The sequence below is a fragment of the Siminovitchia thermophila genome, assembly GCF_016909185.1.
Lineage (GTDB): Bacteria > Bacillota > Bacilli > Bacillales > Bacillaceae_C > Siminovitchia > Siminovitchia thermophila.
The window spans coordinates 1-11,940 of record NZ_JAFBFH010000020.1 but is presented as its reverse complement, the minus strand read 5'-3'; the positions used below and the strand labels follow the sequence as shown (position 1 = coordinate 11,940).

The window sequence follows — 11,940 nt, the reverse complement described above, 5'->3', positions numbered from 1 at the left end:
TCTTACCTCTCACTATGTTTTTTAATAAACTGTTCCACATGCAGATGAAAATCATCCACCTGTTCTTTGATTTTCTCGTACGGCCAATTCCACCATTGAATGCTTTGGAGTTTGTCGATGACTTCACTTGGAAAGCGATATTTAATGATTTTGGCGGGTACGCCGACTGCGATGGCATATGGCGGGACATCTTTTGTGACTACCGCACCGCTTCCAATCACTGCTCCGTTTCCAATCGTGACTTCCGGATGAATAATGGCGCCGTGTCCAATCCATGTATCATGGCCAATTAAAGCTTTCCGGCTCACTCTTTGCTCAAAAAACTCTTCATCGTCCTCTTCACTAAAGCCAAACATCCTTCTGCGGTAAGTAAAATGGTGGAGCGAAGGTCTCTCATAAGGATGATCTGTCGGCCCAATCCGGACCATCGCGGCAATGTTGGAAAACTTCCCGATGACAGTGTTTTGGATGAAACAAAATTGGCCTGTATAAGAATAGTCACCCAACGCCACATTTTCAAAATAATTGTACGGGCCGATCTCGTTATATTGGCCGAACTGAACATTTTTCAGTGTGACATGCTCATGAATGAACGGTTCATAGCCCAATTTCACTTCTTTTGTATTCATCGATAATTCGTCCTTGTTATTAGTTTTCCATCTACAAACGAGGCTGTTATGACTGGATAACCATCATCCATTTTTTCGATAATGATGATATCCGCTTTTTTTCCTTTCTTAATAGAGCCGATTTGATCATCCATCCGGACTGCTTTGGCAGGATTTAAAGTGACAAGCTGAAACATCTTGTGTAAAGCCATGTCATGTTCCTCGCTTAATTTAAAGAGCGCGTGCAAAAGCGCGGGTGGATAATAGTCACTGCACAAAATATCAATGACATCTTCCCGAATAGCTTCTGTAGCGCATAGATTACCGGAATGTGAACCTCCCAGCATGACATTTGGTGCACCCGCAATGGTCCACAACCCCATTTCTTTTGCCGCTTTCGCCACTTCAAGACTTGTCGGAAATTCACTAATGGATGTGCCATAACTCTTGACCAGAGTCAGCTTTTCAATTTCATCGTCATCATGGGAAGCAATGGCAATATTTTTATCCAACGCGATTTTGCTTATTTCCCTCATCTGTTCCAGCGTAATTTTGTTTTTCTTCATACCGTTGGTAATGATTTCATCTATTTCAGCATCTGAAATATCGTTGTAACCTTTTAGTGTTTCCCGGTAAATTTCCAAATTGCGAAACTGTCCTTGCCCTGGTGTATGGTCCATAAACGAAATAAGATGAACTTTTTCTTCCTGAATGTTTTGGATAAATATGTTTACTTGTTCAATATTGTCAATTTCAAATCTTGCATGCATTCTGTTGCGGATCAAATGCTTGCTCGTATGTGTCTCGTTAATAGCATTGATCAACCGATTTACGTTTTCTGAATGACGTATCGGTTTTTTTCCAAAGCTGTCATCTTTGTAAATGGATAGTGAATGGAACATCGTTGTAATCCCGTGGCTGATCAAGATTCGCTCCGCTTCACGAATCCCCAACGTAAAATCCATCATGCTCGTTGGACGCGGAGAGATGATCCCCTCGATATAGTCGGAATGAATATCGACGAAACCTGGTGAGATATACCCGCCATTGGCATCCAAGATTTTATAACCTTTGTATTTCACAGCATCCTGTTCAGGGATAATATCAACAATGCTATCATTTTCAATTACTACGGCATGCTCGCTCAAAATCTGATTCTCCAAAACAAGTTGGCCATTTGTTAGTAAATACACAAAATCCCTCCGTTATATCAACGAGTATACAAGTTGCTGCGTGTAGGCATGCTGGGGATTTTCCAAAATTTGATCTGTCAATCCCTGTTCGATAATCTTTCCGTCCAGCATTACAATCGTTCGGTCTGCCAACATGCGTATCACTGCCAAATCATGGGAAACGACAATCATGCTGATTCCAAACTTCTGTTGGATCGTTTTGATCAAATCCAAAACACTTGCCTGAACAGATAAATCCAATCCTGTTGTCACTTCATCCAACAATAAAATCGGCGGCTGATTTGATAATGCTTTTGCTATTTGCACACGTTGCTGCATGCCGCCCGAAAACTTTTTCGGCTCATCTTTTATGCGGGCAAGGGGAATATGAACATGTGTGAGCAATTCTTTGCTCCGGTTCTCCATCCTCTCTACATGACGGTCTCCTGCGGCAATCATCTTCTCTGCTATATTGCCGATCGAGGAAAAGTCCATTTTTAAGCCTAATACCGGATTTTGATAGACCATTCCCAGAATCGTGTTGCGGATATGGCGCTTTTGTTGTGATGATTGTTGAAAGACATTTGTTTCACCATCGTCATATGTGCCAATATACGCCGCTCCCGATGTCACTTCTTCATCAAAATACAGACATTTCATCATGGTGGACTTCCCGCTTCCGCTTTCCCCAACGACCCCTAAAATTTCTCCAGGATATAATTCAAAGGAAAGATCATTACAGGCATAAACTGTACCGCAGCGGAGACAACGGTTTTTCTCAAAAATGGACTCATGTCCGTTGCTGCACCATTGACAGCCCGGACCATACTGTTTTTTCAAGTTCACCACTTTTAAAATAGGCTCATCTTGCATCTTGCACCGCCACCCCGGCTTTCTTTTCATTGTTATTTAAAGTCGCAAGGCAATAACTTGTATCGTTGCATTGGTAATAGGTCTCGTCCGTCTCCGGGTTGACCAACTCATCCAGGAACACATCAGTCGAATGACATAAATGGCATTGCTTGCCTGCAAACGATTCTGTTTCCATCGGATAATCTTCGAACGCCAATGAGATTACCTTCGTATATGGCGGTACCGCATAAATTTTCTTTTCCCGGCCGGCTCCAAGCAATATCAGTGATTCCGATTGATCCATCTTTGGATTATCATATCGGGGAATCGGGCTCGGCGCCATGACGTATCTGTCGTGTACAAGAACCGGGTGGTCCGCGTTTGTGGCTGTCTTTCCATACTTCATAATCTGTTCAAACAGCATAAGCCAAGCACCGCTGTATTCTCTTTCCGCATGTAACTGCTTCGTTTTCCGTTCACTTGGTTCAACCCAACGAAGCGGCTCGGGAATGGGAACTTGCAAAACGAGCACTTGCTTTTCTGTCAGCGGCACTTCGGGAATTCGGTGTCTTGATTGAATGATTGTTGCCTCTTCCGTTTCCGTCGTTGTTTGGACATCTGTTGTTCGATTCACAAGTTTTTTAATATTCACGGCATTGACTGATTCGTCTGCTCCTTGGTCAATGACCTTCAGCACATCTTCCTTGCCAATAATGGATAGAGTGATTTGTAATCCGCCAGTGCCCCAGCCACGCGCAATTGGCATTTCCCGTGATGCAAAGGGAACTTGATAACCGGGAATGGCGACTGCTTTCAGGATTGTCCTGCGAATCTCTTTTTTTGATCCTTCATCAAGCAAAGCAAAGTGAAGTTTATTCTTCATGCTGTTCATCTCCCTTTTTGATTTTCCTCACACTGTCTAATTTTGATTGGAAGGTGACATAATGAGGGAGCTTTAAATGAGAGATAAATCCGCTTGATTCAACTGAATCAATATGCAAAAGCACAAATTCTTCATCATGTGTTGGATAATCTTTATTGCCATGCTCCAACGCTTGATCCAATATGCTCATCGCGATCGCCTTTGTTTCATTTTGGCCGTAACAAATGCCATAGCCGATTTCGAATTCAATTTCATCTTCATTTTGTTCATTTTTAGATGTAATTGGAATGAATGATTCTACTTCCGTTACTTTTATTTGACCGATATAATAATCGTTTTCCTCTTCATTTGTCGGGTCGATTGGGTCCGCGATGCTCAAAGGCAACATTCCGACACGCAATTCGCCGACCGTCGGATGCACCGCGCCATACCCTCGTATTGCCGCATATCCAAGGGACGTCACAGCCCCTGTTTGCCCCCTCGTTAACATTTGCAGGCGTTCACTGCGAGTAGTTGGAAATCGGACGCTGCGCTTTGTTACATCAAGCGGCTCCGTATCATCCTCTTCATAGGAAGAAAATAATCCTTCTTTGCGCAAATAATCCACGACTTTCGGCAAAGCCTGTAAATCTGTTCCATTGCTTTCCAATTGTGAACTGTGTTGCTTCTCGTATGCACTCAACCAATCTTGTATCGTTTCCTTCGATTCTGAAAGTAAATCAAAATCCATGAGCCGATGCGTATAGTCATAAGCGGCTCCCAAGATTTGGCCTCCGGGAATGTCTTTGAAACTGGCGGAAATCCTTCTTTCGACAAACATGTTTTCCGTCTCGATCACTCGTGTATAGTAATTTCTCGGCAAAGTGGAGCGATGGGCGCGCAACAGAAAAACAGCCTCTTCCATATTTCCTTCAGCCTGCTTGATTGCCAGGGCAGCCAGCAATTCGGAATACAGACTGCTTTCCGACATGACCTGATCAATCATTCCTCGCATTCCGGCCATGATTGCCTTCACTTCCATCGCTTCTTCCGAGCGAATCCGTTCATATGTCAAGCGCTTGAGCGACTCTTCTATCGCTTCAGTTCCGCCTTTTACAGCTACATAAGCCATCCTTTACACCTCACACCTCTTAATGACTGTCGTCCTCGGTAAACACATGACATTCGACAGTTCATCTACGAAAATCATGTCTATTCCCAACGGAAACTCTTTGTTTAAATTGTTTCGCGCTTCAAGCCACTCGCACTCATCATGAATGGAGACTTCTCTTGTCGTTTTAATGCCCGGCCCTGCCAAAGACCATTTACCTCCCTGGCTAAATTCTGTCTCGAAAATAATCGTTGCCGACTGTTGCGGGTCCTCCAGCGTTCCGATTTTCACTTGCTGAAATACATCAGCAATTTGCTCCTTCGCGGCTTCTTTTGTGATAAACACATAATCGGCTTCGGAAATCTTTTCTTGGGCGGCCATCGTGTAAGCAACCATCAGTTCTTCAGTCTTCTTCGTATCTAAACCAACAACCGCAAAAGAAGCTTCTCGATCGAGTATTGTTAAAGCCGTTACGAAAGTTCCGGGAAGACTTTCCACCGCAGTTGTAAGGCGGTCCGTCACCTCCTTCAAACTTTCAATCGTTCCAGGTCTCGACATGCAATGAAGGATCGTGCGAAATACTTTCTGCGTATCATGAACCATATCGATCGACATCTCTCCACCCCCTGTTAAACATCCATTGTTTCAAAACTCACTTTTGTTTTATGAATCGCCGACGCTTTCACGTTCTTTTCAGCAGCAATCCGCTGTTCTTCTGCAGCCAGCAACGGCAACCACCCATCCACTTCACCGCATTGAGCCTCAAATGCCGCATCGATGACCGCAAGATAATAGGCAAGATCCGGCTCTATGCCCACCACAATGCCCATCCCGACTTGATGATTTACGCTTACTTTACATTCTGTCACCAGCACTTCTCCAAGGTAGAAAAGTGACTTTTGGGCTGTTTCTCTCATCTTGATCATCGTCAATGCTTCCTGAGGTTCCATCAACACTTCAACAGAATGGCTTTCCTCTATTTGACGAGCCATTTTTTTTGATAAATCACGGGAGCCGTCTATTAAAATGTGCATTCTTCTTTTTCTATTCATGACTCCACCTCCTACAAACCCATCTTAACTTGTTGCCAATTTAGCCTGTGTAAAGAGTTTACAAAGAAAGCGTAAAGTTGCGGAGCGTTATAATCGCCTAGCCTTCGGACAGATTATGACAAGGACTTTATGAAAAAACATCTCGCTATCCGAATAAAAACCTTCCCAGTTACTTGCGCTCTATTTCGAGCGGTGTCGCCGGAAAAAAGCCGCCTTTGGGCGTTTTTCCACTCAATAAAAATACCGGACGAATCATCTTGTGATTCATCCGGTATTTTTATTGAAAAGTGATACCTTTATGTTATTTTGTAGTGATAAAATAGTTGAAGGAATCGCTGCGATAAATAATCTTTGTGTATTCCAACACTTTATCTTGCGGAACCGCAATGCAATTGCTTTCCACTATCAAAAGCGGCACCAACACGGGACATTCCAATATGGTACGTTCTTCTCTTGTAGGAAAAGAGATGCTTAACAGGCTTTCACCGCTCGTAAATTCCGTAAAACCCATTTTCCGGTAATAGGAAAAGATGGATTTCAGTTCCTTTCCTTCCTGTTCGATATGTGGAAAAGTGGACTTGGCCAAGTAAGAGCTATGCAAGGCAATGGGTCTCCCTTCAAGCAAACGGAGGCGGGAAATTTTAAATACCTCGGCATCCTCGGACAATTGTAAAGTCTTATATATTCGGGGATGATAAGCAATTTTTTCACAACTAATATTTTTCGTTTCGAGTGTTAAACCGGCATTCAACATTTTTTCCGTGAAGCTTGTACTCCCTGTCAAATGCAGTTCGACTTGCTGGTGCTTGTCCTTCAAAAAACGGCCTTTCCCTTGCTTGGAATAGATATAGCCCATCTCCTCCAATTTGAGGAAAGCATTTCTCACTTTAATGCGGGGTACCTTATAATAATCCGTAAGCTCCGTTTCAGATGGAAGCCGTTTATTTTTCTTAAACTTCCCCTGAACAATCGCCTCCATTAAATCGTCCACAATCATCAATTCAACTTCATCCGCCAACCGTTTCACCCCTGTTTAGGAAATCTTTGCACAATTATCATAATCAACAGAAGCGTTTGTGACAAGAGAAAAATGCACCATAACAATCTCCAGTTCTTTCTATTATTACAAAGAAAAGGGTAAGCGCCCGTTTTTCGACGCATAAACGGGGACACCCAACCATAAGATGCGCGAAACTTGCAATCAATGGCGTTAGGCCCGCGGGATATAGGTCGTGCTGGTGATGTGGGTGTTCTAAGACTGCGATCCGCTGATAAGAAGCGGCACAAAAGCTAGATTAAAAGCGTCCTGTTGCAAGCTAGGCAGCGACGTCCTCGAATCTCGTATTACCGATGGCTGTCCAAGCTTTCCTTCTCCTGTCACTTCGCTTGCTCTCGTACTTCCTGTACAGCGCGATGCCTTTGTGATCGCCATCGTTTTGAAAAACTTGCGGTGTGTCGCTAACGAAGCTTTTACTTAATTGGGCGTTTACTGACAGTTGATCCCCCATTACTTTGTATTTTTGAAGTGTACATCCAGAATTAAAGGAACAGTGACAAGTCGGGACACCTGTTGGTATTTACAATAGCAATTTCCATTCATAAACAGGTTGTTCAATGATCCCCGCTTGCACTATGTTTATAATATAAGCAAAAGGGGTGGCGACGTGGAAGAAAAGTTTAAGCATGTCATCGAGACAATTAAAGAAGGCGTCATGATCATCGATCACCAATTTAAGTTTATTTACGCAAATAACGCGATTCATGCAATTGGTTTAGATCATGAATCCATCATTGGCAAAACAATATTCGAGGTTTTTCCAAATCTGACGAAAGAAAACAGTACTTTCTGTCATGTTTTTGAAGCAAAAACACCGATCATAGAAAAGCAACAAACGTTCATCACTTATCGGGGTGAAAGAAAGACTACTTTATCATCTACCTATCCTTTAATCCAAAATGGCTCTGTAACGGGTGCATTTGAAACTTTTCAAGACATTTCAACCCTCCAAGATATCTCGGATCAATTACGGAAGTTGCAAGTAGAACAACATAAACATACGGATGCGAATCATGATAGTGGCAATATGGATGTTTTATTTTCTGATTTTATCGGAGAAAGTCAAATGATTATGAAAATAAAGGCGGAAATACCGGCCATTGCCAACAGCCCCTCCCCTATTTTCATATATGGAGAAACTGGCACCGGAAAAGAAATATATGTGAATGCGCTCCATAAGGCCGGCAAAAAACAAATGCCATTAATCACACAAAATTGTGCGGCAATTCCTAAAGATTTGCTGGAAACGTATTTTTTCGGAACAGTAGAAGGAAGTTTCACGGGTGCAACTGATCGTGAAGGTTTGTTTGAACTGGCTAATGGAGGAATATTATTTTTAGATGAGTTGAATTCACTTCCAATAGAATTACAAGCCAAATTATTAAGAGTCATTCAGGAACAAAAAGTACGGAGAGTCGGCGGAACGAAAGAACTGCCTATTAACGTTAGAATCATTGCTGCTTCCAATGTTAATCCTAAAGAACTTCTCTTAAACAATGAGTTGCGTGAAGATCTCTACTACCGTTTAAGTGTGATCAATGTTGAACTTCCTCCTTTACGTGCAAGACGAATCGACATTCCTCTTTTGGCCAATCATTTTATCGACCACTATAATAGATTGTTCGATAAACACATTCTCGGATTGACCGAAGAGGCTTATGAGAAGTTCCTCCATTATGAGTGGCCCGGGAATATTAGACAATTAAAAAATGCCGTCGAACGTCTCATGAACGTGAAAGATTCCGGGTATATCGAAGCCGGTGACATTGAATATTACAATGTTTTGGAAGATCTGCGCATCATTGACAAGGCCTATGCGAGACTTGCCTCTTATCCGCATGGAGAAAAAAGCTTCAAAGAAATGATGGAAGAGACGGAAATTGACATCATCAAAAAAGAATTGCTTCATTCGGGGGGAAATATCTCACAAGCTGCAAGAAATTTGGATATGCCCCAACAGTCACTAAGCAATAAAATCAAAAAGTATCAATTAGGAACGTATATTTTAGAAGTAAAGTTACTCAAAAATGGGTAATTACTCAATTTAATACTTGAAATATAGGTAAAAATCTAGTTATACAATGATCAAACCCTGTAAAATCAGGGTTTTTTTATTGGCATAAAACTTGCTTTTTATATTGGCAAAACAGAAGGAGGAATGTAACATGTCAAACTATGAATACAACATCTTACCCGAATATTCACCACTATATCCAAAGCTTCCTTATGAATATAAGGATTATCAGAAAGTGAGCGTATATTGCCGGGGAGATGTTAAAAAGTTAAAGCAATTTTTGCCAAAAGAATTTGAACTGATTTCTGATATATTTGAAGTATTTATTTTACAAAATAATGAAATTGAAGGTTTGGATGTATACAGCGAGGGAGGCGTAGTGATCCCATGTGCTTACAAGGGAATTTCAGGCGCATGCGTGGCATTCGAATATGTGAATACCGATGATTCACTTTGTGCGGGAAGAGAAATATGGGGTTACCCGAAAAAACTGGCGGAAGTACAATTTGAGTGCAATGAACATATGGTCAAAGGAAGCGTTCAAAGAAAAGGAAAAAAAGTGATTGATATTGTGTTTGAGAGAGATGACCAAGAAATAGTCATCCCGAACTTATCTCCCAGACTACAAGTAAAACGAATGCCGCATCCGGAGCATGATGGCACGGATATCAATAAAATTATCAAAAATGAGTTGCAAAATGCGGTATTGAAGAAACAAGTTTACGGCAAAGCACAATTAATAATGGAACAATCAGCGGCTGATCCACTATACCAACTAGGGGTGAAAGAAATACTAGGCGCTATGTATATAGAAGGAGCTTTTACATTGACGTATGGAAAAGTGATAGACGAGATAACAAAATAATCTTTAAAAATAGAAAAGGAGTGAGTGAAGGTGGAAAATACATTTTTAATCGTGTTTCTGTATATTATTGTCCCACTGCTCGGGTTTTTAGCAACCTATATTCTCACTAAATATAAAAATAGAGAAGGGGGACATTCATGATAACCGTTTTTATTCTCTATTTGATTATCGTCTTTATCATTGGCGTCATGTCGGAAAAATATATATCTAAAAGTGAAGAAGGATTTTATTTGGGAGATCGAAATTTCGGTCCATGGGCGACTGCCATCAGTGCAGGTGCCACCGACACGAGTGGTTGGATATTTATTGGGGCTGCAGGTTATTCCTATGCAGCCGGCATATCCACTATGTGGATGCTGCCTGGATTCATCATTGGATATCTCTTAAACTGGTTCGTAATAGCTCCCAAACTGAGAAAAGAAGGAGAAGCATTGGGAGCATTAAGTTTACCGGATTACTTCAGTTTAAAGTTGGATAGTGATAAAAAAACAATTAAAATTATTTCCAGTATCGTCATTATCGTTTTCTTTGTGGCATCGATGGCCTCCCAATTAACCGCCGCCGGGAAAACACTCGATGCAACGATTTCTTTTGATTACAACATCGGTCTTATTTTATCTGCAGCTTTTGTAATCGGTTACGCCATTTTTGGCGGGTATCGGGCAGTCGTATTGACAGATTTTACCCAAGGGCTTGTTATGTTGGCTGTCCTCATCCTCTTTCCGCTTTATATGATCTTTTTTGAATTTGGAGGACCGGTACAGTTTTTTTCAACTTTACATGACATTGACCCCATTTTAGTTTCTTCGTTGGGAGGAGCAACCGGAGCAGCGGGTATTGGTGTGTTTTTGGGCCTATTCCTTTTTGGAGTGGGCGAACCTGGACAACCACATATTGTCCAGCGATTTTTATCTGCCAAAGATGATCAAACCATTACGCAAGGGGCGTTTATCGCCATGTTTTGGGTAATAGTGGTTATGACTGGCTCTAATTTACTAGGATTAATTGGAAGAATAATTGTTCCGACCCTAGATGATCCTGAGTATGTTTTTCCAAAGATTTCAGTAGATACTTTGCATCCAATTCTGGCAGGTGTTGTACTAGCCGCCATTTTTGCCGCGATCCAATCCACCTTTTCGTCACAAGTGATGATCGCAACACAAGCATTCGCGAGCGACCTGTTAAAAGGGATTACAAATAAAACGTTTACCAATGAACAATCCATGCTCATCTCAAGAATAACGATGGTTAGCCTTGGCATCATTTCCACTTTAATCGCATTGTTAAATCTCCAGTCTGTCTTTCAACTCGTCTTGTATGCATGGGCCGGTCTCGCCGCCAGTTTTGGGCCATTATTAATTTTCCTGCTTTATACAAATATCGTTACCAAAAAAGGGGCCGTTTGGAGCATCATCACGGGAACAGTAGTGACAATCATTTGGGTTAACACACCATGGGTAGATTATCTATATGAATTAGTTCCGGCTGCTATTGCCTCTACACTTGTCTTGCTATTGGTAAGTAAAAAAGATGTTTAGGAGGTAGATGTTCTTGAATAAAGCAACAAATAACGTCCCGATTCATGCGCCATTATTTCCGGATCCGTTTAACCCTATTCATGTAAAAATTATTTATCGGTATTTGCGGTTGCAGAAGCAAATGAATCCGAAATCAAACGCATCCTATCTTATACACCCTTTGAATATGTGACCAACAAAATCGTTATTTCCATTACAGACTTCAGCAACACGGACAAAGTATCGTTTATGGATTGCGCCTTCGTTGTTCCAGCAGCATATGGCAATCAATACGGTGGATATTATATATATGAATATGAAAATAATGATGCAGCAATTGCGGCAGGCAGAGATTTATGGGGTTATCCGAAAAAATATGCCAATATACAAATAGTAGAGAATAATAGGGAAATTCATGGAGCAGCCAGGAAAAATGGCGAAGAACTGATTAAAATGACAGTAAATTTGAACGAGACCATGCCCGCTTTAGAAGAACCGATTACCACTCCACATTTGAATCTGAGAACGATTTCAAAACCGGATGGCGGGATATACATGCAAGAGATTATCGAAAGAGATACATCACCTGATTTCATATTGCATGAAAAGACATTCCATCCTGTGCAGCTGCGTGTTACACAAACAGTGACTGAACCTTTACATTTACTAGGACCGCTTCATATCCTTGGCGGCGGGGTTGTAAAAGGAGACTTTTACGCCACAGAAGAAAATGGTTGAGTCAAGTCCACATTTATGTGTAAAAGTTTTCGACCTTTGCATAATGTTAAATTTGTGTATTCATCAAAGCACAGCCACAGCGAAGCTGCTTG

Annotated in this window: 13 protein-coding genes; 5 read left to right on the top strand and 8 right to left on the bottom strand. The window is 41.5% G+C overall.

Translation table 11 applies throughout. The annotated features are described in order from the left end of the window. Positions 1-2: 2 nt before the first annotated feature. The 8 genes from JOC94_RS13890 to JOC94_RS13855 form a co-directional block, all read right to left on the bottom strand. The gene (locus tag JOC94_RS13890) at positions 3-629 is read right to left on the bottom strand and encodes an LbetaH domain-containing protein (protein WP_077113639.1); all 627 of its coding nucleotides are present in this window, start codon (positions 627-629) and stop codon (positions 3-5) included. Beyond that, positions 626-1,801: a phosphonate metabolism protein PhnM gene (phnM, locus tag JOC94_RS13885; protein WP_077113638.1), complete on the bottom strand. Its 1,176-nt coding sequence runs from the start codon at positions 1,799-1,801 to the stop codon at positions 626-628. Before phnM ends, JOC94_RS13890 begins: the two co-directional genes overlap by 4 nt. A gap of 12 nt (positions 1,802-1,813) precedes the next feature. Then, complete coding sequence (locus tag JOC94_RS13880) at positions 1,814-2,653, bottom strand: ATP-binding cassette domain-containing protein (RefSeq protein WP_077113637.1); 840 nt, start codon at positions 2,651-2,653, stop codon at positions 1,814-1,816. Continuing rightward, a complete protein-coding gene (locus tag JOC94_RS13875) occupies positions 2,643-3,515 on the bottom strand; it encodes an alpha-D-ribose 1-methylphosphonate 5-phosphate C-P-lyase PhnJ (RefSeq protein WP_077113636.1) in 873 nt (290 codons plus the stop codon). The genes JOC94_RS13880 and JOC94_RS13875 overlap by 11 nt, the downstream gene beginning before the upstream one ends. Next, positions 3,505-4,626, bottom strand: coding sequence for a carbon-phosphorus lyase complex subunit PhnI (locus JOC94_RS13870; RefSeq protein WP_077113635.1), 1,122 nt, complete (start codon positions 4,624-4,626; stop codon positions 3,505-3,507). The genes JOC94_RS13875 and JOC94_RS13870 overlap by 11 nt, the downstream gene beginning before the upstream one ends. A 3-nt stretch (positions 4,627-4,629) precedes the next feature. Then, complete coding sequence (gene phnH / locus JOC94_RS13865; RefSeq protein ID WP_077113634.1) at positions 4,630-5,220, bottom strand: phosphonate C-P lyase system protein PhnH; 591 nt, start codon at positions 5,218-5,220, stop codon at positions 4,630-4,632. Positions 5,221-5,234: 14 nt separating this feature from the next. Further along, entirely contained in the window at positions 5,235-5,657 is a 423-nt protein-coding gene (gene phnG / locus JOC94_RS13860; RefSeq protein ID WP_077113633.1) for a phosphonate C-P lyase system protein PhnG, read from the bottom strand. 301 nt (positions 5,658-5,958) lie between these two features. Continuing rightward, the gene (locus JOC94_RS13855) at positions 5,959-6,675 is read right to left on the bottom strand and encodes a GntR family transcriptional regulator (protein ID WP_139345712.1); all 717 of its coding nucleotides are present in this window, start codon (positions 6,673-6,675) and stop codon (positions 5,959-5,961) included. A gap of 646 nt (positions 6,676-7,321) precedes the next feature. On the opposite strand from JOC94_RS13855, the gene JOC94_RS13850 reads away from it, so the two are divergent. The 5 genes from JOC94_RS13850 to JOC94_RS13830 all read left to right on the top strand — a co-directional run bounded on the left by JOC94_RS13850 (position 7,322) and on the right by JOC94_RS13830 (position 11,848). Further along, on the top strand, positions 7,322-8,749 hold the full coding sequence (locus JOC94_RS13850; RefSeq protein WP_083717699.1) for a sigma 54-interacting transcriptional regulator: 1,428 nt from the start codon (positions 7,322-7,324) through the stop codon (positions 8,747-8,749). Between the two features lie 130 nt (positions 8,750-8,879). Further along, positions 8,880-9,593, top strand: coding sequence for an acetoacetate decarboxylase family protein (locus JOC94_RS13845; RefSeq protein WP_077113631.1), 714 nt, complete (start codon positions 8,880-8,882; stop codon positions 9,591-9,593). Positions 9,594-9,730: 137 nt separating this feature from the next. After that, positions 9,731-11,131: a sodium/proline symporter gene (locus tag JOC94_RS13840; protein WP_077113630.1), complete on the top strand. Its 1,401-nt coding sequence runs from the start codon at positions 9,731-9,733 to the stop codon at positions 11,129-11,131. 13 nt (positions 11,132-11,144) lie between these two features. Beyond that, positions 11,145-11,303 (top strand): hypothetical protein, encoded by a 159-nt coding sequence (locus tag JOC94_RS13835; protein WP_171974018.1) that lies wholly within the window; start codon positions 11,145-11,147, stop codon positions 11,301-11,303. Further along, positions 11,300-11,848 carry an acetoacetate decarboxylase family protein gene (locus tag JOC94_RS13830; protein ID WP_077113629.1) on the top strand — a complete coding sequence of 183 codons (549 nt, stop codon included), beginning with the start codon at positions 11,300-11,302 and terminating at the stop codon, positions 11,846-11,848. The genes JOC94_RS13835 and JOC94_RS13830 overlap by 4 nt, the downstream gene beginning before the upstream one ends. Positions 11,849-11,940: the final 92 nt, after the last annotated feature.

Excerpts from the sequence above, each read along its gene's own strand:
- JOC94_RS13875 (WP_077113636.1), bottom strand. The coding sequence starts at position 3,515 with ATGAAGAATAAACTTCACTTTGCTTTGCTTGATGAAGGATCAAAAAAA.
- JOC94_RS13880 (WP_077113637.1), bottom strand. The coding sequence starts at position 2,653 with ATGCAAGATGAGCCTATTTTAAAAGTGGTGAACTTGAAAAAACAGTAT.
- phnH (WP_077113634.1), bottom strand. The coding sequence starts at position 5,220 with ATGTCGATCGATATGGTTCATGATACGCAGAAAGTATTTCGCACGATC.
- JOC94_RS13845 (WP_077113631.1), top strand. The coding sequence starts at position 8,880 with ATGTCAAACTATGAATACAACATCTTACCCGAATATTCACCACTATAT.
- JOC94_RS13840 (WP_077113630.1), top strand. The coding sequence starts at position 9,731 with ATGATAACCGTTTTTATTCTCTATTTGATTATCGTCTTTATCATTGGC.
- JOC94_RS13890 (WP_077113639.1), bottom strand. The coding sequence starts at position 629 with ATGAATACAAAAGAAGTGAAATTGGGCTATGAACCGTTCATTCATGAG.
- JOC94_RS13870 (WP_077113635.1), bottom strand. The coding sequence starts at position 4,626 with ATGGCTTATGTAGCTGTAAAAGGCGGAACTGAAGCGATAGAAGAGTCG.
- phnG (WP_077113633.1), bottom strand. The coding sequence starts at position 5,657 with ATGAATAGAAAAAGAAGAATGCACATTTTAATAGACGGCTCCCGTGAT.